Origin of the sequence: Pseudoalteromonas sp. SR43-7 (assembly GCF_014163785.1) — a bacterium.
Classification (GTDB): Bacteria; Pseudomonadota; Gammaproteobacteria; order Enterobacterales; family Alteromonadaceae; genus Pseudoalteromonas; species Pseudoalteromonas distincta.
Map to the genome: position 1 here is coordinate 1 of NZ_JACJDY010000022.1, position 24,302 is coordinate 24,302.

Annotated in this window: 21 protein-coding genes and 1 tRNA gene; 4 read left to right on the plus strand and 18 right to left on the minus strand. The window is 38.3% G+C overall.

Annotated elements, in window-relative coordinates; genetic code table 11:
* Nucleotides 1-702: 702 nt before the first annotated feature.
* From H5087_RS15715 to H5087_RS15745, 7 genes are all read right to left on the minus strand, one after another.
* Nucleotides 703-1,323, minus strand: coding sequence for an FKBP-type peptidyl-prolyl cis-trans isomerase (locus H5087_RS15715; RefSeq protein WP_002962890.1), 621 nt, complete (start codon nucleotides 1,321-1,323; stop codon nucleotides 703-705).
* A gap of 69 nt (nucleotides 1,324-1,392) precedes the next feature.
* A complete protein-coding gene (locus H5087_RS15720; RefSeq protein ID WP_182672654.1) occupies nucleotides 1,393-1,779 on the minus strand; it encodes a hypothetical protein in 387 nt (128 codons plus the stop codon).
* A gap of 53 nt (nucleotides 1,780-1,832) precedes the next feature.
* Nucleotides 1,833-1,923, minus strand: a tRNA-Ser gene (locus H5087_RS15725).
* Nucleotides 1,924-2,067: 144 nt separating this feature from the next.
* Nucleotides 2,068-2,445, minus strand: coding sequence for a hypothetical protein (locus H5087_RS15730; RefSeq protein ID WP_024596649.1), 378 nt, complete (start codon nucleotides 2,443-2,445; stop codon nucleotides 2,068-2,070).
* A 203-nt stretch (nucleotides 2,446-2,648) separates the two neighbouring features.
* Complete coding sequence (locus tag H5087_RS15735) at nucleotides 2,649-3,197, minus strand: NAD(P)H nitroreductase (RefSeq protein ID WP_138489000.1); 549 nt, start codon at nucleotides 3,195-3,197, stop codon at nucleotides 2,649-2,651.
* 129 nt (nucleotides 3,198-3,326) lie between these two features.
* Nucleotides 3,327-4,010: a DoxX family protein gene (locus H5087_RS15740; protein ID WP_182672655.1), complete on the minus strand. Its 684-nt coding sequence runs from the start codon at nucleotides 4,008-4,010 to the stop codon at nucleotides 3,327-3,329.
* A 93-nt stretch (nucleotides 4,011-4,103) separates the two neighbouring features.
* The gene (locus tag H5087_RS15745) at nucleotides 4,104-6,065 is read right to left on the minus strand and encodes an FAD-dependent oxidoreductase (RefSeq protein ID WP_182672656.1); all 1,962 of its coding nucleotides are present in this window, start codon (nucleotides 6,063-6,065) and stop codon (nucleotides 4,104-4,106) included.
* 219 nt (nucleotides 6,066-6,284) lie between these two features.
* On the opposite strand from H5087_RS15745, the gene sppA reads away from it, so the two are divergent.
* Together sppA and ansA are read left to right on the plus strand one after the other, a co-directional pair.
* Nucleotides 6,285-8,150 (plus strand): signal peptide peptidase SppA, encoded by a 1,866-nt coding sequence (gene sppA, locus H5087_RS15750; RefSeq protein WP_039489813.1) that lies wholly within the window; start codon nucleotides 6,285-6,287, stop codon nucleotides 8,148-8,150.
* A gap of 82 nt (nucleotides 8,151-8,232) precedes the next feature.
* Nucleotides 8,233-9,243, plus strand: coding sequence for an asparaginase (ansA, locus tag H5087_RS15755; RefSeq protein ID WP_002962901.1), 1,011 nt, complete (start codon nucleotides 8,233-8,235; stop codon nucleotides 9,241-9,243).
* 68 nt (nucleotides 9,244-9,311) lie between these two features.
* On the opposite strand, the gene gndA is transcribed toward ansA, so the two are convergent.
* Nucleotides 9,312-10,685 carry an NADP-dependent phosphogluconate dehydrogenase gene (gene gndA / locus H5087_RS15760; RefSeq protein WP_165743572.1) on the minus strand — a complete coding sequence of 458 codons (1,374 nt, stop codon included), beginning with the start codon at nucleotides 10,683-10,685 and terminating at the stop codon, nucleotides 9,312-9,314.
* A 377-nt stretch (nucleotides 10,686-11,062) separates the two neighbouring features.
* Here gndA and pyk point away from each other — a divergent pair, with 377 nt between their 5' ends.
* Complete coding sequence (pyk, locus tag H5087_RS15765) at nucleotides 11,063-12,499, plus strand: pyruvate kinase (RefSeq protein ID WP_002962904.1); 1,437 nt, start codon at nucleotides 11,063-11,065, stop codon at nucleotides 12,497-12,499.
* 277 nt (nucleotides 12,500-12,776) lie between these two features.
* Here the strand turns inward: pyk and H5087_RS15770 are convergent, their stop codons facing one another.
* From H5087_RS15770 to thrS, 10 genes are all read right to left on the minus strand, one after another.
* Nucleotides 12,777-13,601: a LytTR family DNA-binding domain-containing protein gene (locus tag H5087_RS15770; RefSeq protein WP_024596642.1), complete on the minus strand. Its 825-nt coding sequence runs from the start codon at nucleotides 13,599-13,601 to the stop codon at nucleotides 12,777-12,779.
* Nucleotides 13,594-14,670 carry a sensor histidine kinase gene (locus tag H5087_RS15775; protein WP_024596641.1) on the minus strand — a complete coding sequence of 359 codons (1,077 nt, stop codon included), beginning with the start codon at nucleotides 14,668-14,670 and terminating at the stop codon, nucleotides 13,594-13,596. The genes H5087_RS15770 and H5087_RS15775 overlap by 8 nt, the downstream gene beginning before the upstream one ends.
* 249 nt (nucleotides 14,671-14,919) lie before the next feature.
* Complete coding sequence (locus H5087_RS15780) at nucleotides 14,920-16,476, minus strand: SulP family inorganic anion transporter (RefSeq protein ID WP_182672657.1); 1,557 nt, start codon at nucleotides 16,474-16,476, stop codon at nucleotides 14,920-14,922.
* 128 nt (nucleotides 16,477-16,604) lie between these two features.
* Complete coding sequence (locus tag H5087_RS15785; RefSeq protein WP_002960703.1) at nucleotides 16,605-17,063, minus strand: Lrp/AsnC family transcriptional regulator; 459 nt, start codon at nucleotides 17,061-17,063, stop codon at nucleotides 16,605-16,607.
* 106 nt (nucleotides 17,064-17,169) lie between these two features.
* On the minus strand, nucleotides 17,170-17,811 hold the full coding sequence (locus H5087_RS15790) for an MBL fold metallo-hydrolase (protein ID WP_138488997.1): 642 nt from the start codon (nucleotides 17,809-17,811) through the stop codon (nucleotides 17,170-17,172).
* A gap of 1 nt (nucleotide 17,812) precedes the next feature.
* Nucleotides 17,813-19,630 carry a M14 family metallopeptidase gene (locus H5087_RS15795; RefSeq protein ID WP_182672658.1) on the minus strand — a complete coding sequence of 606 codons (1,818 nt, stop codon included), beginning with the start codon at nucleotides 19,628-19,630 and terminating at the stop codon, nucleotides 17,813-17,815.
* A gap of 441 nt (nucleotides 19,631-20,071) precedes the next feature.
* Complete coding sequence (rplT, locus tag H5087_RS15800) at nucleotides 20,072-20,431, minus strand: 50S ribosomal protein L20 (RefSeq protein WP_002960711.1); 360 nt, start codon at nucleotides 20,429-20,431, stop codon at nucleotides 20,072-20,074.
* A 15-nt stretch (nucleotides 20,432-20,446) separates the two neighbouring features.
* Nucleotides 20,447-20,647, minus strand: coding sequence for a 50S ribosomal protein L35 (gene rpmI / locus H5087_RS15805; protein ID WP_002960713.1), 201 nt, complete (start codon nucleotides 20,645-20,647; stop codon nucleotides 20,447-20,449).
* Nucleotides 20,648-20,858: 211 nt separating this feature from the next.
* On the minus strand, nucleotides 20,859-21,419 hold the full coding sequence (gene infC / locus H5087_RS15810; RefSeq protein WP_002960714.1) for a translation initiation factor IF-3: 561 nt from the start codon (nucleotides 21,417-21,419) through the stop codon (nucleotides 20,859-20,861).
* A gap of 59 nt (nucleotides 21,420-21,478) precedes the next feature.
* The gene (thrS, locus tag H5087_RS15815) at nucleotides 21,479-23,389 is read right to left on the minus strand and encodes a threonine--tRNA ligase (protein ID WP_024606251.1); all 1,911 of its coding nucleotides are present in this window, start codon (nucleotides 23,387-23,389) and stop codon (nucleotides 21,479-21,481) included.
* Between the two features lie 354 nt (nucleotides 23,390-23,743).
* On the opposite strand from thrS, the gene H5087_RS15820 reads away from it, so the two are divergent.
* A complete protein-coding gene (locus tag H5087_RS15820) occupies nucleotides 23,744-24,190 on the plus strand; it encodes a DUF3010 family protein (RefSeq protein WP_002960715.1) in 447 nt (148 codons plus the stop codon).
* The last annotated feature ends 112 nt before the right edge of the window (nucleotides 24,191-24,302 follow it).

Genomic DNA, 24,302 nt, shown 5'->3' on the forward strand with positions numbered 1-24,302 from the left:
ACAATGAATTGAGGCCGCATTTAAGTTTAGGAATGAAAACACCAAACCAAGTGCATAAAAAAGACCAGGAGCAAAAGCTACTGGCCTTCATTTAAAACCGTCAACGTATTTTAGGACGGGACAAATATATAATATCGATCGGCAATAATACTTGATCAATTCAAGGGATTAAACTTTGCGCTAACTGCGTAAAAAATTATGATATACGACTGCATGGATGCAAAAGGTAGAGCAATGCAGGAGCAATTAGTGATAACAATTAGTGATAACAATTAGTTAAAAAAGTTTTTGCCTTGTTATCAACCCTATTTTCTTAGCGTAAAGTAGATCACTTAATTAGGGTCTGTTGATCTTTGCGGATTAAAATTTGTTCAAACTAGGGGCTATTTAATCGCGGCGCGAGGTTTGTAACCTAGTGGGCTAAGTAAAAACCGAGCAACAAAGAGTAAATAGCCCCTAGAAAGAACCCTTTGGGCAGCGCCTGTTTGGCATTAATGCTACGTTATCGCCCATTTATGGGGAATAACCACACTACATAGGCTCTGCCTTGCCTAAATACCAAACAGACTGCTGCAAATTTAACCTTGAAAGATCAACAGACCCTAATCGAATTGGTATAAAACACTTAGATTACAGACACAAAAAAGCCGTATTCAGATTGAATACGGCTTTTTAAACTCTTAATTTTAAAATTTATTTAAATTAAGAAATGATTTCGTGTAGTTCAACGTCAAATACAAGCGTTGAGAAAGGTGCGATTGCAGCACCTGCACCACGTTCACCATAAGCAAGCTCATGAGGAACGTAGATACGCCATTTAGTACCTACAGGCATCATTTGTAATGCTTCAGTCCAGCCTTTGATCACGCCACCAACTGGAAATTCAGCTGGTTGACCGCGCTCGTATGAGCTATCAAACACAGTACCGTTAATTAGTGTACCGTGGTAATCAACACGTACTGTAGACTCAGCTGTTGGCTTTTCGCCTTCGCCAGTCGCTAGTACTTCATATTGAAGACCAGACTCAGTTACTGTGATTTCAGGACGTTTTGCGTTTTCTTCTAAGAATGCAATACCTTCTGCAGAAAGTACTTTAGATTCTTCTTCACGACGAGCTTGGATCTCTTCGTTAATCTTTTCGAATGCAGCTTGAATCTCAGGGATCTCAACTTGAAATGCGCTACCAGCGTACGCATCTTTCATGCCTTCAAATACTGAATTTAGGTTTAAGCCTTCAAAAGGATTAGACTTAAGTTGCTCACCCATTTGTAAGCCAATACCGTAACTTGCTTTTTCAGCATCTGTAGTAAAATTATCTGACATAATGTGTTTTTCACGTTTTGTTAGTTAAAAGACACGACTATGCTATCACAAAATAAACCCCGTTTGGGGCTAGTTTTTGCTGAGTTTTAGCTTAATTAGGCCAACAATATAACTACAAAGCGGTAAAGTGAATAAAATTCCAACAAGTAAAGGAATAGCTAATAATCCAGATTCACCAGACAATAAAAATGGCACTGCAACTAAGCCTACTAAACCAATAAAAGCAGAGCCAATTATTGGCCAATGTTTATCATATTTAGTAATAAGATGGGCAGCCAAAATATTAAAACCAAGACCATAAGCAAAAGCGGTAATTAATGGATATTCTGGTTGTGCGTCGACCGCCATTTTTGCCAACAAGCTAATAGCACTTTGATAGCAGTAACCAAATACCATCCATAATAAAAGATGTTTTATTAATAGCTGTGAGGTTGATAGGTTCGTTGCTTTAGTCATTAATTAAACTCCACAAAGCAAAAAACCGCCTATAAGGCGGTTTTTTTAAATAATGGTGGAGAGATAGGGATTTGAACCCTAGATGGGCTATAAACCCATGCCGGTTTTCAAGACCGGTGCATTCGACCACTCTGCCATCTCTCCGTACGGCGCGAATAATATGGTTAAACGTGTTACTTGTAAAGAGCTAAATATAAATTAATCGTAAATAATAATTAAACGATTAAAAACAAGTCACATTGCTCTTTTGTTAAGCTAATTACTTCAACACGCTTATTAATTCAATACTCAGTAATATTGTTTAGGCCTGCGAGCAATCCAAGAACAAATTAAACAAGCCAACAAACTCAATGCCGCGAATGTTACACTTTGAAAAATTAAGTCAAATCGATTTAAATCATCACTTGGCACTATTACAAACATAAAAGCGGGGAGTACACTTAGCGCTAAAACATAACAACACACTTTAAATGCCCGTCCAAAGTCAAAACGTTTAGACTGTTGCATCCATAAAGTTAACAATATTAGCATACCTATTGCAGAGCCTGCTATAAAATGCGCTGCATTTGTACTCATTGCAACATACAAGGTTACAAAAGCACCAACAATTCCCCAAATTGACCACGCAAGCCAGTTTTCTTTTTCCTGTAAAAATAAATTTCCCATTGTTTTCGTCTTCTTTATCGTTATTTTTATTAAGACTTTCCATAATGTATCAAAAAACAACCGATTAAAAAACAAACTGAAGAAGAATTATTAACTTTTGTGCTTCCAAGCGCTTCTCACAGCCAAACCACTAACTCTTTTATATTACTCTTAGTAACCTTAATGAATTATGACTATGCAAATTGCATAAAGTTCATACTATTTCACAAATTACTAAAATAATGTTCTGGTTTATGGCGAGGTGACTTTTTACACTCGACTTGAGGAGTACCAATGTATAAGTACCCTACTATTTCATCTTGCTCATGTAAGTTAAGCGCTTTTTTGACTGCTCTACTTTGTGCAAAGTAACCTGTGCGCCAAACACCACCTAAACCTTGAGCAAATGCAGCTTGTTGCATTGCTAATACACTGCAGCCTGCACTTTGTACCTGCTCGATACGAGGTACTTTTGGGTGTTCTTGATATTTAGCAATTGCTATTACAATCATAGGCGCACGAAGGGGAAGCTCTTTAGCACGGTTAATTACTTTTTCTGTCTGTTGCTCTGCCACTGCACTTTGATGGTAAATTTCACCCAGTTTATTGCGTGCATCACCTTGAGCAATGATGAACTGCCACGGTGCTATACAGCCATGATCAGGAACACGTAATGCTGCTTGCTTAATTATGTCGAGCTGCTCAGGCGTAGGACCCGGCTCTGTTAGTTTAGAGTCTGATTGGCGGGTAAGTAAAAGCTCGATAGCGTTCATAACGATTCCTCAAAATTCAAAACGACAGAGTAACATTTAAAACCTTAAATAATAAATACCGAGAAATTAAAATGCAAAACGGCCGCAAAGGGTCAACTATGCAGCCGTTAATAAAATACATTTAATGCGTTATTTTTTTATAACGTTTCGCTTTAACCAGTAATCAATACTAACAAAACGCCCACCGCCCATAAAAAATAAACTTAGGAGCATAGCAAAATAAATTGCCGAAAATTCTATGCCATTATTTAAAATAGATGGTTTACCTTTTTCGTATAGGTAATCAGGAAAGCCGTGCTCTTCAACTAAGCCTCGAATTTTCCCTATCCTGTCTTGTACTTCTAGTGAGTTTTCGAGGCTTTCTTTTGCACCAGGGATAGATAACCAATCAAGTACTTGCGCAGCACTTGTTTCTGGATTAGTCGGCGCTATTGCAAACCACCCGTTATGCCAATGTACTGAAGTAGCCGCTACAACCATTGTGAACATAAGCGGGATACTGACTAAGCGAGTTAAAAGGCCAAATAATAACAACCAACCACCTAAAAATTCACTCCATCCAGCTAAAAAAGCTAGTAAATCAGGAAACGGTAAGCCTAAACCCCATTCACTATTACCAAACCATTGAACGACATCAGGCGACGCTAAAAAGTTACTTAGAAAGCCTTGTGTTTCAGTGCTTATAGCAAGTTTGTTATAACCTGCGATGATCATAACGGGAGCTAAGATTAAGCGAAATAGTAAAGCAGGTAAACCATCTAAAAACGATAGTTTACCCAATATTGTGTTATAAAAACTGATTAGTTTATTCATGCGTATCCTGTGTGTTCAATGTTTATTAAGTTATAGACTATAAACAACAAAGACCGTATAAATTGATAAACTATTTCAATTTATTTACAAAGGTTAAATACTTCTCGCCACTTGTAGGGCTTCAAAAATAGCGCGTTTAGCATCAATTGCAGCAGCCAGTTTAGCTCCGCCTATCACATGCACTTTTGCGTTATCTGTGTAACCTTCTAGCACTTCGCTATTAGAAACCTGACCTATACAGGCAATAACAGTATCTACCGGCAGTACTTGAACTTCTCCAGCAACATTAACTGTTAACCCATTTTTATCAAAACTTTGATATTGGCACTCAGCAATTTGTTTAACACCATGCTGTTTAGCAACTTGGCGATGTATCCAACCAGTGGTTTTACCAAGCTCACTTCCAAAACGACCCGAACTGCGTTTTAACATATACAATTGGCGCTCGTCTTTATGAGGCTGTGCATCACACTCAATCCCCCATTGCGTTTTAAACTCGCTAATAGATTGTGATTTATGTTCACTTAAAAAAGCAACCATATCAAAACCAATACCGCCAGCACCTAAAATAGCGATTGATTTGCCCAGTTCTACTTCGCCGCGTATGACTTCGTCATAAGCAAACACACGCTTATCATCACTACATTTAATAGAGGCTTCACGCGGCCTAACGCCTGTTGCAAAAACAACATCATCATAATCTTTAAGCATTGAATCGTCGTAAGCTTTACCAAGCTCCACAGTTACTTTTAATCGCTCGAGCTCATTAGTGAAGTAAGTAAGTGTATGGTTAAAGTCTTCTTTACCCGGTATCTGCATGGCTAAATTAAATTGGCCGCCCATTTGCGATTTTTGATCAATTAACGTGACGTTATGCCCTTTTTGAGCCAAGTAACAACTTGCTGATAAACCAGCAGGACCTGCACCGACAACTAATACATTTTTAGCTTTAGCTGCTTGCTCTAGCGGGTAATCTAGCTCAAATGCAGCTTGTGGATTAACTAAACACGTAGCACGTTTATTTTTAAATACGTGATCTAGACAACCCTGGTTACAGCCAATACAAATATTAATTTGTTTAGATTGATTGTTTACATACTTATTAAAAAACTCAGGATCAGCTAATAATGGACGTGCCATCGAAATTAAATCAGCCTCGCCTGCATTTAAAATATCGTTAGCAATTTCTGGAGTATTAATTCGGTTAACAGCAATCACAGGGACATTAACTACGTCTTTTAAACGCTTTGATGCTTCTTTAAATGCACCCGGTGGCACCATACTCGCAATAGTCGGTACACGCGCTTCGTGCCAACCAATACCAGTGTTAAATATATCAACACCCGCTTTTTCAAGTTCGGTAGCTTGAATAACAACTTCCTCTGGTGTTGAACCGTTTGGAATCAAATCAATGACCGACAATCTAAAAATAATTAAGAATTTTTCAGATACTTTTGCTCTCACAGCTTTAACTATTTCAAGTGCAAGTCGCATTCTATTTTCTAAGCTGCCACCAAACTCATCATCACGTTTATTGGTGTGCGGCGCCATAAACTCATTAATCAAATACCCTTCAGAACCCATGACTTCTACGCCATCGTAGCCGGCTTTTTCAGCCATATAGGCAGAATGCGCAAAGTCTTTAATTGTTTTTTTAATCGAGCCAAGCGGCATCGCTTTAGGTTTATAAGGATTAATAGGTGCTTTTATTGCACTTGGTGCTTGATTGAAAGGATGGTATGCATAACGTCCAGCATGTAATAATTGCAAACAAATTTTTCCACCGTGTTTATGCACAGCATCTGTGTAAGCCCGATGCTTAAACACATCGTAATAGCTATTAAATGAGGAAGAAATAGGTGTTAGCTTGCCACGTAAATTAGGGCTGTATCCGCCTGTAATTAACATTGCGGTGCCACCTTTTGCACGTGCTTCATAAAATGCGCGTAAGCGTTTGCGATTATGCCAGCCCTCTTCAAGACCTGTATGCATTGAGCCCATAACCAAGCGGTTACGTAATTGTGTGTGTTTTAGTTGTAATTGTTGTTCTAACATCTTGTGCCCCGTTAACTGGTCTAACCTGTATACATTAGCTAATTCTGCTTTAATGGCAAGTAATAAGCAATATGTGCATGCATTTAATTAAAAATAGCAGTAAAAACTTACGTTTATATAGGTTCATAAACACTTCGTTACGATTTAGCAGTTAAATTTATTTTTATTCTAGGCTAAGATGGGACTAATGTATTAACTGTACCAAATTAAGGAGCTATTTTGATAGCAAAGGTATTTAAAGGTATTTGGGCTGGAATTAATTTTTCTCGTCGCTTAATACTAAACATTTTGTTTTTATTACTGGTAATTGTTTTCTTTGTGTCACTCTCAAGTGACGATGATCAAATAATAGTTGAAAATGGCTCTGTACTTAGGCTTAACTTAAATGGCCCTATTGTTGAAGAGAAAACATATATAGACCCAGTTGAAGCCGCAATTAGTGATGCAACTTCTGGTTCTGAAGCACCAAGCGAAATATTACTCGACGATATTGTTGAAGTAATAAACGAAGCGACTAAAGACGATCGTATCACGGTGATATTGCTTGATTTACAAGAGATGCCTAAAGCACATTTAAATAAACTTAAGCAAATTACAAAGGCTATTGATGCCTTCAAGCAAGCTGGCAAAAAAGTAATTGCATCGGGTTATTACTATACTCAAGCACAATACTATATTGCATCGCATGCTGACGAAATAGCTATGCACCCATACGGCAGCGTAGGTATTGAAGGTTATGGCATGTACCCGCTTTACTTTAAAGATGCACTTGAAAAGCTTGAAGTAACGCAGCATATTTTCCGTGTTGGTACATTTAAGTCAGCAGTAGAACCTTTTATTCGTAACGACATGTCCGATGCAGCTAAAGAAGCTAACCGCGTTTGGTTAGGCGCTCTTTGGAGCGAATACAAACAAGATGTTGCCGCTGTTCGCCCGTTTGATGAGTCAAATTTTGACGAAACAATGGACGTATATCTAGAAAAAATGAAAGCTGCCGATGGCGATGCAGGTAAATATGCACTTGATCACCAGTGGGTTGACTCTTTAAAAACAAATCAGCAAGTTCGCAAACAATTAATTGATTTAGTGGGCACACAAGAAGATGGTAAGACATTTAAGCAAGTTTCATTTCGTGAATACTTAAGCTTAATTAAACCGCCTATTGAAATTGATAACCCTATTACCGAAAAAGTAGCGGTAGTTGTTGCTAAAGGTACGATTGTTGATGGTGAGCGTAAAGCGGGCGAAATTGGGGGTGACTCTACAGCTGCCCTACTTCGTAAAGCACGCCTTGATGATAAAGTTAAAGCGGTTGTACTACGTATCGACTCTGGTGGCGGTAGTATGTTTGCCTCTGAAGTTATTCGTGCAGAAGTATTAGCGCTTAAAGCTGCTGGAAAGCCTGTTATTGCTTCAATGAGTTCTGTGGCTGCATCAGGTGGTTATTGGATTGCCTCTGCTGCAAACGAAATCTGGGCAGCACCGAGTACTATTACAGGTTCAATTGGTGTATTTGGTACCTTTATGACATTTGAGAAAACCTTATCGAAAATTGGTGTTTATTCAGATGGCGTCGCAACAACCGAAATGGCTGGCTTTTCTATCACTCGTCCACTAAATGAAAAAATGGGTCAAGTAATTCAAATGAACGTTGAGGAAGCATACGGTCGCTTTTTAAATGTTGTTGCTGATGCGCGTAATATGACGCCTGAGCAGGTTGACAAAATTGCCCAAGGCCGTGTATGGATTGCATCTCAAGCACTTGAACTAGGTTTGGTTGATAAGCTAGGCGACAAACAAGGTGCGATTGAAGCCGCTGCTGCACTTGCCAAGCTTAATCATTATGAAGTTAAAACTATTAAACAAGATTTAAGCTCGCAAGAAAAAATGATCCAAAACATTTTTGGTAATGCGTCTATTAAATCTATGCTTGGTTTGCAAACACAAAAAACATCTGTGTTAGCAACACAAGCTAATTTACAAAGTGTTATTAACCAATTAAGTACTGAAGTTGAAAACCTTAAAGATTACAACGATCCACAAGGTGTATACGCACGCTGTTTAGTGTGTAACGTTGCACAATAAAAGTGCATAGCTTCACCTAATCAGCTGTATTTAAAGCTGCTTAACGTTATACTAGGCCCAGTTTTTTTACTGGGCTTTTTTTATGAAACGTAAACGCATTTATATCGCTTATACTGGCGGTACTATAGGTATGAAAAAATCGAGTCGAGGCTATATTCCGGCTGAAGGTTTTTTAACAGAAACCGTAGTGAATAACGCAGAATTTAATCGTGATGAAATGCCTTTGTTTGATATTCACGAATACTGCCCTCTTATAGATTCTTCAGACATGTCACCAGAGCATTGGCAACTCATTGCTAATGATATCAAAGATAAATACCAAGATTATGATGGTTTTGTGGTGCTCCATGGCACTGATACTATGGCGTATACAGCATCAGCGCTGTCATTTATGTTCGAAAATTTGACTAAACCTGTGATTGTAACCGGCTCACAAATTCCGCTCTCACAATTACGTTCTGATGGCCAAGTAAACTTACTTAATGCCATGTATTTAGCTGCAAATTATCCTATTGCTGAAGTAAGTCTCTTTTTTAATAACCAACTGTTTAGAGGTAATAGAGCAACTAAAGCACACGCGGATGGGTTTAATGCTTTTGCCTCGCCTAATCTAGACCCCTTAGCGTTATCAGGTATTAATATTCAACTTATTAAGGGTCAGCTTAGCCCATATGTTGAAAATGAGCTGCAAGTTACACCAATTACACCTCAACCTATCGGGGTACTTTATTTGTATCCTGGCATTAGCCAAGAGGTAGTTAAAAGCTTGGTCAATGGCAATATTAAATCACTGGTGCTACTGAGCTTTGGTGTAGGTAATGCACCACAAGATCCGAGCTTTTTGTCAATACTCGAAGAAGCAAGTAAACGTGGCGTCGTAATTGTTAACTTAACTCAGTGTTTAAAAGGTCATGTAAACATGGGTGGCTATGCAACAGGTAATGCGCTATTAAATATTGGTGTAATAAGTGGGTACGATATGACCCTTGAAGCATGTTTAACTAAGTTACATTATTTATTTAGCCAAAAGCTTGAAGTCGAAACGATTCGTCATTTAATGCAAGATAACTTACGTGGTGAGTTAAGCCGTTAATTTTTACGGGCTAAAAATACAAAAGGCACGCTAAATAGCGTGCCTTTATCGTTTTAAACAACTGTTTTTTATCTAACTTTAGCGTCTATATCTACTAAATCAGTTAAATGACACATTTCACCACTGTGGGTTTTTATGCCGTGCTCACCAAAGTAATCACGCTGGGCTTGAACTAAATGCCCATTACTCGGTGTAGTTAATGTTGCTAAATACGTTTGTGTAGCTCCCAATACAGGGAATGCTAAACCAGTCATTATTGCTTGACCGGTAATTTTTCGCAAAGAGTTAGACTCTTTTTCAAGAGTGTCAATAAATTCAACACCTTGTGCAACGCTATCTAGGTAGTCAGCACGGATTATACAACCAGCGCGCCACGTTTGAAGCGTTTTAGATAAATCTACTTTCCACTGATGAGTACGTGATGCACCTTTGATTAGCGCTAAACCTTGACGATACGCAAGTAAGCTTGCAAGTAAGAACGCGTCTTTTAGCTCTTCTAAATCAATTTCAACATTGTTCGTTGATTTAGATGCATATGTCATCTCTTGTGCAGCCGTTGTGTTACATGCATTAGTTAAATGACGAGCTTGAACAGCAGCAACAAGTGAAGGGACAGCAATACCAAGTTCGAGTGCATTTTGCGCAGTCCAAAGACCAGTACCTTTAGCGCCAACTTTATTATCAATTAAGTCCGCAAGCGGTACATTATTATGATTTTCAAGTGACAATATATGGCTAGAAATAGACAGTAAGTAACTATTTAATTGACCTTCTGACCAGTCATTAAATATCTCAGCTACTTCTTTTGGAGAACGATTAGTACCTAAACGAAGTAATTGGTACACTTCTGCAATAAGTTGCATCAGTGCGTATTCAATACCGTTGTGAACCATTTTTACAAAATGACCACTTGCTGATTGGCCAACACGTGCAAAACATGAATCGCCATTATAGCTAGCAGCTACTTTTTCAAACCATGGCTCAATACGTTCCCAACCACCTTCAGAACCACTTGCCATCATTGCAGGACCATGGCGAGCGCCTTCTGCACCGCCAGAAATTCCCATAGTGGCAAATTCAAATTTATTTTGGTATTTGAGTTTACGCGTTATACCGTCTTTATAATTACTATTACCGCAATCGACTATCATATCGTCACAATTAACGCCGGCCTCTACAAGTTCATTACAAACTGTATCAACTAACTCACCAGCAGGTACAAGTAATAAAATAGAACGAGGTGCCTCTAAACGCCTTACCATGTCACTTAAATCAGAGACAATGTGAAGCCTATCAGCCATGCCTTGTGATTTGGCACAACTTAGTAACTCTTCACCCGCATGTGGGTTTTTATCATAAGCGACTAGCGTTATCCCTTTTTCAATCAAGTTTAGGGCAAGATTTTTTCCCATAACGCCTAACCCTACTAATGCAACTTGCATCTAGTGTCCTCCTCGGTAACAACTATTTGGTTAGAAAATTCAGTGTATAAATTAAATAATACCGCGTGCATTATACTCATACAGTCATAAAATACTAACTATGAGCCCATACAACATGCTTTTTTATTACAGATAAATAAGCTACGTAATTATATCAAACATCAATGCTCTCGGGGTGACTAAAAGCAACGCTAATTGAAATTAAGATCATTGACGCATTCTGACACCGGTGTCATAATGATGACACAATAGTTTTGTATAAAATAGTGGCAAACCTTTGAAGTTTGCACATAATTAAAATATTTTAATCTAATATAGATGTTTTAATTCAACAAAATAACGTCAACATGCTTTCACCAAGCAAACAGGAGAAATTGATGCTAAGACGCACGAAAATAGTCGCTACCCTTGGACCTGCTACCGATAGAGATAACAACTTAGAAAAAATTATTATCGCTGGGGCTAATGTAGTACGTTTAAACTTCTCACATGGTGTTGCCCAAGATCATAAAGACCGTGCGCAAGCTGTACGCGATATTGCAAAAAAATTAGGCAAGCATATTGCTATCCTTGCTGACCTTCAAGGCCCTAAAATCCGCGTTTCTACTTTTAAAGAAGGTAAAGTAACGCTTGCTGTGGGTGCAAAGTTCACTCTTGATGCAAAAATGGAAAAAGGCGAAGGCGATGTTAACTCTGTAGGTATTGATTATAAAGAATTACCTAACGATGTTAGCCCTAACGACTTACTACTCCTAAATGACGGCCTTATTCAACTAACTGTTGATGAAGTAGCTGGGCACTTAGTACATTGTACTGTAACTGTTGGCGGTGTTTTATCTAACAATAAAGGTATTAACCGTTTAGGTGGTGGCTTAACTGCTCCAGCATTTACTGAAAAAGATAAAGAAGATTTAATAACTGCCGCTGAAATTGACGTAGATTACATTGCCGTATCATTCCCACGTAGTGGCGACGATATGCGCTACGTACGCTCACTTGCTGAAGCTGCTGGTTCAAAAGCACAACTACTTGCAAAAATTGAACGTGCTGAAGCCGTTGAAACACAAGAAGCTGTTGATGACATCATTCTAGCGTCTGACGCTGTAATGGTTGCTCGTGGTGATTTAGGTGTTGAAATTGGTGATGCAGCTCTTATGGGCAAGCAAAAACTAATTATTCGTCGTGCTCGTTCATTAAACCGTACTGTAGTAACAGCAACGCAAATGATGGAATCGATGATCGATAACCCTATGCCTACACGTGCAGAAGTTATGGATGTTGCAAATGCTGTTCTTGATGGAACAGATGCTGTAATGCTTTCAGCTGAAACAGCTGCTGGTGATTACCCTGAAGAAACTGTTGCAACTATGGCACGTGTTTGTTTAGGTGCTGAATCTCAAAAAGAAACGCATGTTTCTAAGCATCGTTTAGATAGTCGTTTTTCTAACAATGCAGAATCTATCGCACTTTCTGCTATGTATGCAGCTAATCACTTAGATTCTGTTAAAGCTATCATCACGCTTACTGAATCTGGTAGCACGGCTAAATTAATGTCACGTATCAGCTCTGGCTTACCAATCTACTCGCTTTCACGCCATGCGAGTACATTAGGTCAAACAGCACTTTATCGTGGTGTTTACCCAGTATTTTTTGATTCTACAAAAACTGAAAAAGACGGTATGGTAAAAGCGGCACTTGATACTTTAGTTTCTCAAGGTTCTTTACAGTCTGGCGATACGGTAATTATTACTCACGGTGACTCAATGGAAACTGTGGGCGCAACTAACACAATGAAAATTGTAACTGTCGCATAATTAATACCAATTCGCTTAATTAAGTGATCTATTTTGAGGATAGAAAAACGTGTTGATAGCTATTCAAAAAATCGCTATTTAGTCGTTCTCGGCAATTGCTCCTGCATTGCTCTACCTTCTGCATCCATGCAGTCGTAAATGAGAATTTTTTTAACACAGGTAGCGACACGTTAGCCCCGCAAAATAACTAAGTATTATTGCGGATTGGTATAATTACTAAATATAAAAAATGCGAGCTTAGCTCGCATTTTTTGTGCCTGTAATAAAAGCGTTGGCTTTAACTTGCTAATGCCGCTTTAACCTTATCTCGGTAGCTACGGCTCACTTTTAATTCTTGTCCGTTTTCAAGTACTAATAAATACTCGCCACTTACTTGTGTAACCAGCTTACTAATTTGTTTTGTATTTACTATTGCACTGCGGTGTACACGCACAAATAACTGAGGGTCTAGCTCTTGCTCAAGCTCTTTCATTGTTTTACGAAGTATATGCGTTTGTCCATCTTCACAGTGTAAACACATATAGTCACCTGCAGCATCAACCCATTGGATAGTCGCTACAGGTACCCGTATAATTTCACCCTGCTCTTTTACTGCAAGCGATTCTGGGTAACGTCTATCTGTTAAGGTATCGCCAGTGGCTAATTTTTTTAATATTTCTTCGCAATTATTACCAGTAATACCGGCTACAAAACTCGCTAATTTTTTCTTATGGGCGTTGTCTTGCTGCGTTTTTAAATAAGTATGCACTTTTTCTACCGCCTGTTTTAATCTGTTATCATCAACGGGTTTTAAAATGTAATCGAGAGCATGAATTTCAAATGCTTTTACAGCAAACTGATCAAAAGCAGTTACAAATACTATAGCAGGTAATACTTTTGTACTTTCGCTAAGCGCTCTTGCCACCTCAAAGCCATTCATACCTGGCATCTGAATATCTAAAAAAACCAAATCGATTTTCTCGCTTTGGCACATTTCAATTGCATCAGCGCCTGAACTACATAATTTAATTACTTCAATATCAGAATATTCTTCAAGTCTTACCGCTAAACCTTTTCGCGCTAACGGTTCATCATCAACAATGAGTGTTTTTATTTTAGTCATTTTTCACAGCCTTCTCAAAAGGTACTCGCAGATTAACTTTTAATCCACTTGGCGTATTATGTGATAATACAAACGAATAATTATTTTCATACAACGTTTTTAATCTATCTTTGGTGTTAGCAACACCTACACCTTGAGCGTTAACTAATTGGCCATCAAGTATTTCAGTGCCTGGGCCGTTGTCACCCACTTCTAGTAATAATTCATTCGCAAATACTTGTGCTTTAATATCAATTACACCACCTTCTGTCAGATGGGCAATGGCATATTTAATCGCGTTTTCTATAATTGGTTGCAAAATTAAGCTCGGTACTAAAGCCTCTTTTGCTTGCTCGCTAATATCTACATTTACTTTCAATCGCTCATCAAAACGGACGCGCTCTATTTCTAAATAAAGCATGAGAGCATGTAGCTCTTGCTCAAGCGGTACTTTTTTAATTGGATCGGTATTAAGTGTGTAACGTAAAAAGTCACTTAACCTTGCTACCATTAAGTTAGCATCTTTGTTTTCTTTAACCAAAATTAAAGTAGAAATAGCGTTAAGTGTATTGAATAAAAAATGGGGATTTAACTGATACCTGAGCATTTTTAGTTGCGCTTCGTGTGCCATCGTTGTGGCCTTTAACGCTTTTTGTCGCTCACTTTGTAATAACTGATAATATTTAACGCCAAAGTACAAACCACTCCAACATAAAATAATATATACAGAATCTAAGCCTTGCTGCAGGTAATAAAACCACTCCTCTGGTCTATAACCATGGCGGTATATTTCCCATAGATTGAATTTTTGAACGACAGCCCATAGAGTCCCCGTTATATAAGAGGCACCAAATACTACAATCATTAATACCCAAGGCGAGGCATTCCAAATTTTACGGTAAATATACCTAAGCGGCACTGTCATCAAACAACCAGCGTAAGCATTCAATAAAATAACAAATACATATATATCACGCATTTCAAATACTTTAGAGCCGATATAATTTACTAACGCGTAACCAATCCAGCCCGCGATTTGCAAAAGCCAAAAAAAACGTTGCCTGTTATCGACTAAAGATTGCCAGTTCAAAATAGATGTTTACTCCGTATGGTTAAAACTAATTCCATAAAATAGGCGTTTGTTATTTTTATTATTTTTACCTATGTAGGGCTAATTTTCACAAAATTAGGTAGTCTTATTATATAGATTTATGAGTTTGCATAGCACTACAGCTTGCCTTGCTTTTTAAGAGTCTTACCGCAAACAAATAGTCGAGACACTAAAAAAGCGAAAGGTTATCCACCTTCCGCTTTTTAAATATCAATAGCTTTGTGTAAATTAAGCTAGTTTATCTGATGCTACCTTGTAGGTTGGATCTTCAATCACATTCACTTCAACTAAATCACGTGCTTTATGAAGCAACTGCGTACAGTCTTTACTTAAGTGACGTAAATGAAGTTGTTTACCTGCTTTTGTGTATTTGTCAGCAAGTGTATCAATTGCTTCTATTGCACTGTGGTCAGATACGCGGCTGTGTTTAAATTCAACAATCACATTTTTAGGATCATTTTTCACATCGAATAACTCAGAAAAGTTTTTAACAGAGCCAAAGAATAACGGACCATGTAGTTCGTACACCTTAGCGCCTTCCTGATCAATGTAGTTAGTTGTATATATCTGCTTCGCATGCTGCCAAGCAAATACTAGAGCCGATACAATAACACCCACACATACAGCAATCGCTAAATCAGTAATAACCGTCACGCCCGACACAAGAACAATTACAAATGCATCAGATAATGGTACGCGCTTCATCATTTTAAAGCTTGCCCATTCAAATGTACCAAGTACTACCATAAACATAACACCAACAAGTGCAGCTAATGGGATCATTTCAATTAAGCTAGAGGCAAAAATAATAAAACCAAGTAGCATAAGTGCAGCGCTTATACCTGATAAACGAGAGCGGCCACCTGAATTTATATTGATCATTGATTGACCAATCATTGCACAACCACCCATTGCACCAAACATACCGCAGGTAATATTTGCAGCGCCTTGACCAATACATTCTTTATTACTATGACCACGAGTTTCTGTGATCTCATCAATTAAGCTAAGCGTTAATAATGATTCAATTAAACCAATAGCCGCTAAAATAAGTGCATATGGGAAAATAATTTTCAGTGTTTCTACATTAAAAGGCACCATAGGAATATGAAATTCAGGTAAGCCGCCAGCGATTGTTGCAGCTTCGTCGCCTGTCATTCCTTTTAAGAAATCTAATACTGTATGCGCCTCTAAATCAAACCCAATCACTAATCCAGTTACAGTTACAATAGCAACTAGAGATGAAGGCACTGCTGTAGTCAATTTTGGCAAAAAGTGGATTATTGCCATGGTTAATGCAACTAAGCCAAGCATGATAAATAATGGATTACCTGTCATCCATTCTTGTCCGCCCATACCGTCTGGCACTTTAAACTGCCCTAGCTGAGCTAAAAATATAACAATTGCTAACCCGTTTACAAAACCAAGCATTACCGGATGAGGAACCATACGGATAAACTTACCGAGCTTAAATACACCCGCGAGAATTTGCAGTATTCCCATCAGCAACACAGTTGCAAATAGATACTCAACACCGTGATCAAGCACTAAACTTACCATGACAACAGCTAGTGCACCGGTTGCACCTGAAATCATACCAGGGCGACCACCAAAAATAGCCGTAATTAAACCAACGATAAACGCGGCATATAGACCAACCAAAGGTTCTACATTTGCAACAAATGCAAACGCAACTGCTTCTGGGACTAAGGCTAACGCCACAGTTAATCCAGATAGAATATCGTTTTTAGCAGAGCTAGGCGCCCTACTGAGTAAGTTAAACATTGAGGTCCTCAAATGGTGTAATGGGTATCAAAAAAGCGCTAAATTCTACCAAATTAGCGCTCAGTTAACAATTGTCATTATGTGGTTAAGCTAAACTAAAAATGATTTAGCTTTTAAAAGAAGTGCTTTTACAAAGGAAGGGAAGTACTGCGTTTTACACATGTCATTGTTACATTAGAATGTACTTCTTGAACGTATTCTAAGCTTAGTAAATTATCGCGCACAAAATGCTCATACCCTTCTATGCCTTGTGAAATTATGCGTAGCATAAAGTCCATGGTACCAGCCATAGTGTAACACTCTGTTACCTCGTCGTAGCTCATGATCAGCTTTTCAAACTCAGCAAGATTCTTTTTACCGTGATTTGATAAACGCACATGTGCATATACAAGCATATCAAAGCCAAGTTTTTTCTCATCTAAAAGAGCCACTTTGCTTTTTATATAACCATCTTGCTCTAGCTTAGCGATTCGACGCCAGCATGGAGATTGAGACAAGCCTACTTTATCTGCAATTTCTGCGGTTGATAAACTAGCATCTTGTTGTAAAAGTGCCAATATTTGGCGATCTACGTGATTTAGAGACATTTTATTTCTTATTTATCAAATAAACTGGTTAAATTATACAACCATTTTAAAACTCAGTCTGCTTATTTTTAATGTTTATACAGTTTGTAAACTTAAAATAAGTAACTTAACCAAACTTACCACTCACAAAAGGATTTGTTTTCTTTTCAAATCCCACCGTAGTGTCGCTACCATGTCCTGCCAGTATTTTAGTATTATCAGGTAAGGTTAAAATATGCGTCTTAATCGACTCTATAAGTTGTTCACTGTTCCCCTTAGGGAAGTCAGTGCGCCCTACTGAGCCTTTAAAAATAACATCACCTACAATAACGCATTCATTCTCTTGTTGATAAAACACAATATGACCAGGTGTATGCCCTGGGCAATGCTTCACTAAAAAGCTAAGTTTACCTACGCTCACGGTATCGTTATGGTTTAACCAAATATCCGGATAAAAAGGCTCAATGGGTTTAAACCCGAACATTTGTGCTTGCATAGGTAAGTTTTCAAACCAGAAGTACTCATCTTTTTGTGGGCCAATAATTTGTACGTTAAATTGATTACGTAAAATATCAGCCCCACCCACATGATCTAAATGCCCGTGCGTTAACCAAATAGCACTTAATTCTAGTTTATGCTCATTAAGGGCTGCTACTATTTTATCAGGGTCGCCACCTGGGTCTATGACTACGGCTTGTTTAGTTTCACTACACCAAATAATACGACTATTTTGTGCAAATGCAGTGACTGGTATGGTTATAATTTGCATATTAGATTTCTTTACTTTTTTGATCCGGGATAACAACTTCTTCTTCGAATGACATAAGTATTGGATACTTTAAGTACGCTTGATCATAAAATGGACTTTGCTCATATAACCAATTTAATCGTGCCTCTGCGTCACTCGCGAATGATTTATCTTTAAGTTTTTCATCAAACTTAAGCGCAAGCTTTGGGTTATCTTTTAGCATTTGGCGTGCATACGGAATTAGCGCATAGTTTTCCATGTACTCGGTACGCTGAAAAATAGTATTAAATTCACCCCACGCAAAAAATGAATCAGGGGCTTCCGGGTGCAATAAATGAACTGCTAATTCACCTGCTTTTTGTTGAGTATTGACTTGATACCAACCATCTAAATCTACATTTATAGCAGGGACGTAATCAAAAGTTGCTGATACTCTAAAACGCCCTTCAAATGGTGCTTTATCAAACGTGTAGTCTGCCACCTTTGCAACTTTCAAAGGCTGTGTGTTTGCCCCTTCAAGTTTATTAATAGAGACACCATGTAACTTTAGTTTCTCAATAATGTTGCTATATACAGGCGGAATAAAAAAAGCTTTAGGTACTTCAACTGTATGTTGTACATCTTTTTGCCAATAAATAGGTAAGTCAGTATATGTATGTGCTTTACCCAAATACTTCACTTCATTTTGACCCGAAAGTGAATTCATGCTTGATGAATATTCAATACCTTTAAACTGCGCAATCGTATCAGCTTGCTTGGCATAGCCACGCTTTACTATTAACTGTTTAGGAACAAATTCTTGTTCTTTTTTTACTGCATTAGCTAATTCATGACTGTGCTTTGATAGCGCAGTAATAGCACCATCTAAAAATACATAAGTTCCCAATACACGTTGCTTGTAAGGCTTCAATGAATGATTTTCGACTAAAATAGTCGGCAATGACTTTAAATCCCCCCAACCATTTGAAAAACGTGGCGTAGCAACCCAGCCCGCTAACCCTTTTTTAAAGTCGCGCTTGTCCATAACAAAAACAAGTGGTCCTGGGATGTGTCCTTCCTTCGCTAGCGTATCGTCAATGAGAGGTTTAAAAAACTGGTTTAATGTATCTGATACCGCAGGCGATTCGCTCGAAAATACCGGATTGTAACCATAAGTCACATCGTATTGGTAATCTGCGCCGTCGGTAACGTGTACATCAATGTATAAATTTGGGTTGTAGTCGTTAATAACCTTTAAAACACTTCTAACTTCTGGGGTATCTAATTTAGTAAAATCACGATTTAAATTAAGGTTATTAGCATTTGTTCTAAAGCCCATTTTTGCAGGGCCCCGTTGATTAATGCGATTGAATGCACTGCTACGTTCGTGGCCATCTACATTTAAAATAGGAATAAATAATATGTTTACCTTTTTTAAAATGTCACGGCGCTTACCCGTCGCTATATCTCTGAGTAACATGAACATGGCATCTTTACCGTCTATTTCCCCAGAATGTATTCCTGCCTGGATAAAAATAGTTGGCTTAGTGCTATTAGCCATTTGCCTTGCTTCAAAAAAACCTTGCTCACTGGCAATTAGCATTTTTATTGCACGCTTACTATTACTATAGCCTATGGTTTGAGATTGAAACTGAGTAGGGTTTGCAGCAACTAACCTATCTACAAATGCCATTGTATTTGCATAATCGGGCGACGCTTCACCTGCAGATAACTCAAAGTCAGTAGTTAACGGCCCTTGTTTTTGTAAAAGCTCTACGCTTTTCCCCTGCCACTCAATGAGTGGAGGTAAGTGTGCGTCATACGCCACACTTGCAGATAAAATGAGTAAACTTGCAAACATAAAATTCTCTAACAAACGCCTTAATTATATAAATTATATCAACTAAATTTTTTATAATGAGGAAACTGCGGTGATTCAACAAAAAAATGCAGCCAAATACATTTCACTCATTAACACCTGTGTTTTTAGGCTTTATAACCTTATTAAGTATTATACCAATGTGCAATAATACTTAATCATTTTGCGGGGCTAAACATGTCGCTACCTGCGTTAAAAAACTCTCATTTACGACTGCATGGATGCAGAAGGTAGAGCAATGCAGGAGCAATTGCCGAGAACAACTAAATAGCGAATTTTTTGCCTAGCTATCAATACGTTTTTACGCTCTCAAAATAGCTCCTTTAATTAAGCGAATTGGTATTACTCATTGGTTTAAGTTACTAAATTACAGGCACAAAAAAAGGAGCCATAGGCTCCTTTTTAATACTTATATAAAAAAGCTTAAGCGGCTAGGCCTTCTTTTGCTTTTTCTACAAGCGCTGCGAATGCAACTTGGTCGTAAACAGCGATATCTGCAAGGATCTTACGATCGATTTCTACAGAAGTCTTTTTAAGACCATTGATAAAACGGCTGTAAGACAGACCATTTTGACGTGAAGCAGCATTGATACGTGCAATCCATAATTGACGGAAAGTACGTTTCTTCGCACGACGGTCACGGTAAGCGTATTGACCCGCTTTAGTAACAGCCTGGAAAGCTACGCGGTAAACACGTGAACGTGCTCCGTAGTAACCTTTTGCTTGTTTTAAAACTTTTTTGTGACGTGCACGTGCGACAACGCCGCGTTTAACTCTTGCCATTTCTAAAAACCCCTATTAAGCGAACGGTAACATACGTGAAACTAGACCATGGTCATTTTTATGAACCATCATCTTAGGACGTAGGTGTAACTTACGCTTAGAAGTTTTCTTAGTCAGAATATGACGAAGATGCGCTTGTTTACGCTTGAAACCGCCAGAAGCAGTCTTTTTGAAACGCTTAGCAGCGCCACTGTGACTTTTTAGCTTATAAGCCATTGCAATAACTCCAATTGTATTGCTTTTAAATTAGTAAGCAGGCGTGAGATATATTTCTATAACTCCACTTTTAGGCCTAACTTACTGCCATGTTCCGGTGAAGACCCAACATAAATGCCGCAATCTTGCTTTAAGACCGGTTAACTCAGGTGAATATTCGCATATTGCTTGCAGACCTGAGCTAATTTCGGTGCGTATTATCGCTTAAAAATTATTTTTTAGCAACAGGCGCCATCATCATAACCATTTGGCGGCCTTCAACACGATTTGGGAAAGACTCAACTACTGCAAGCTCTTCTAAATCGGCTTTGATACGGTTTAATAATTCTATACCAATTTCTTGGTGAGCCATTTCACGACCACGGAAGCGGATAGTAATCTTAGCTTTATCACCAGCTTCTAAGAACTTACGTAAGTTGCGAAGCTTAACCTGATAATCACCTTCATCCGTACCAGGACGGAATTTGATTTCTTTTATCTGGATTTGCTTTTGCTTCTTCTTCTGCTCTTTTAGTTCTTTGCTTTTTTCAAAGATGAACTTACCGTAGTCCATGATTCTACAAACAGGCGGCTCAGCGTTTGGACTGATCTCAACAAGATCAACACCCGCTGCATCGGCCATAGTTTGCGCGTCTTGTAATGACTGAATTCCAGCTTGTTCGCCTTCGATGTCAATTAAACGAACTTCTTGCGCTGTAATTTCTTCGTTAATACGATTTTTTTGAGCTGTTTGTTGCCCTTTCTTGCCGCCTCTAATAGTACGTTCCTCCAAGAATATCAATAATATAAGCGTGTAAATGGCTGTTTGTTAATGCCTTACACGCTCGATTTTTACTGTCGATTTTTAATTTCTTCACTAATTTTAGCTACAAAATCATCAACATTAAATTTGCCAAGGTCTTCACCTGTGCGAGTACGCACTGCTACTTCTTGCTGTTCAACTTCTTTATCGCCAACAACAAGCAAGTATGGAATACGCTTCAGTGTATGCTCACGGATTTTAAAGCCAATCTTCTCATTTCTCAAGTCAGCAGCGGCTCTAATTCCAAGTTTATTTAATTTTTGTACAACTTCTTTAACATAAGGAGCCTGTTTATCGGTAATATTCATAATTACCACTTGCTTTGGTGCAAGCCACGTCGGGAATAAACCAGCGTACTCTTCAGTTAAAATGCCAATAAAGCGTTCAATAGAACCTAAAATAGCACGATGTATCATTACAGGTGTACGACGCTCGTTATTTTCTGCTACATAAGTAGCACCTAAACGACCCGGTAATGCAAAGTCTAATTGCACTGTACCACACTGCCACGCTCTGTCTAAACAATCGTACAAAGTAAATTCAATCTTCGGACCGTAAAACGCGCCTTCGCCCGGAAGATAATCAAATTCAATATCGTTTAGCTTAAGTGCATCAGCTAAAGCAAGCTCTGCTTTATCCCACATATGGTCTTCACCAATGCGTTGTTCTGGGCGAGTAGATAGCTTAACTACAATCTTCTCAAATCCGAATGTTTCATATGTATCATAAACCATCTTAATACACGCTGACACTTCGTCCATTATCTGCTCTTCAGTACAGAAAATGTGAGCATCATCTTGTGTAAAGCCACGTACACGCATTAAACCGTGTAGTGCACCTGATGGTTCATTACGGTGACAACAACCAAATTCAGCCATACGAAGTGGTAAATCACGGTACGATTTTAAACCTTGGTTAAAGATTTGCACGTGACCAGGACAGTTCATAGGTTTAATTGCGTATTCACGTTTTTCAGACTCAGTGGTAAACATTGCTTCTGAATATTTTTCCCAGTGACCTGATTTTTCCCAAAGTGAACGGTCCATCATCATTGGACCTTTTACTTCTTCGTACTCATATTCGCGTAATTTTTCACGTACAAATTCTTCAAGCTCGCGGTAAATGCTCCAACCATCGTTGTGCCAAAATACCATGCCTGGTGCTTCTTCTTGCCAATGCCATAAATCAAGCGCTTTACCAATACGACGGTGATCGCGTTTTTCAGCTTCTTCAAGGCGCTTTAAATACGCTTTAAGTTGCTTTTTATCGCCCCACGCGGTGCCATAAATGCGTTGTAGCATTTTGTTTTCTGAATCACCACGCCAATATGCACCCGCCACTTTCATTATTTTGAAGTTTTGGCAAAATTTCATGTTAGGAACGTGAGGTCCACGACACATGTCTACATATTCTTCGTGATGATATAAACCTGGGCGGTCATCTTTAGCGATGTTTTCGTCCAGAATTTCTATTTTGTATGTTTCGCCACGCGCTTCAAATGTATCGCGTGCTTCTTGCCAGCTTACTGTTTTTTTCACTACGTCGTAGTTGGTTTTTGCAAGTTGCAGCATACGCTTTTCAATTGCTTCAAGATCATCTTGTGATAATGAATGTTCCATATCGATATCGTAGTAAAAACCGTTATCAATGGTAGGACCAATTGCCATTTTTGCGTCTGGGAAAAGTTGCTTAACGGCATGACCAATTAAGTGAGCACAAGAGTGACGAATGATTTCAAGGCCGTCATCGTCTTTAGCGGTAATGATCTCAAGACGAGAATCTTCACAAATTTTATCACATGCATCAACACGGTCGCCATTAACACGACCCGCAATGGTCGCTTTAGCTAAACCAGGACCAATGTCGTTTGCAACATCAAGCGTGCTTACAGGGTTTTCAAAACTACGTTGACTTCCGTCTGGAAGAGTAATAACTGGCATTATAAATCCTTGCTACAGTGGTGACACCTACAATGTATCACGTGTATTTTTAATAAATTAAATGAGAATGACTCGACAACGCTTTTACGAATAAGCATTGACTAATATATGTAGATGAGGAGTCTATTCAACTACAAAGATATATTGTCGCGTGCCGCGCATTTAATTACAAGTTTAAAGGGGTGAAATCCACCCGTTTTATCCACAAAATGTAGCTTTTAAAGCAAAAAAATCATTTTATTAAAATATAAAAGCATCAATGCGTTAATTACGCGCCTACAACTATACCCAGACTCGCATTTTAATGTGCGTTGCGTATAATACTGCGTAATTAAGTTATTTTAGAGAATAGACATGAGAACATGTGGTGTAGAAATTACCGGTAGTGATGTACTACTTTGTATTTTAAGTAAAGATAATGACGTATTTGATATTCGCGATGTGCGCCAAACACGCTTTACCTTAGGTAACGGTAACGACACTGAAGTAATGCGTAAATTTCAATTCGATTTTGCAAAACTAATGCAAGATTACCAAATTGATTCTGTTGCAATTCGTGAGCGTCAGCCTAAAGGTAAATTTGCTGGCAGTGCAAAAGGCTTTAAAATGGAAACTGCAATTCAATTAATCGACAACTTAGATGTACGTTTATTTACTACAACTGAAGTTAAAGAGCAGTTAAAACGCAACCCCATCCCTATTGATTTTGAAGAAACAGGCCTTAAAAAGTACCAAGAAAATGCTTTTGTAAACGCTTACGTTTACATCATGAAAAAAACATACCGCAGCGACGAAATGTAAACTCATTACTCGTTTAAAAACGCGTACTTACATTGTAAGACGCGTTTTTTTGTGTCTAAAAAGTAGTATTAGCTTTTATTAATCTAATAATACATTAGTCTAACTGCACTTC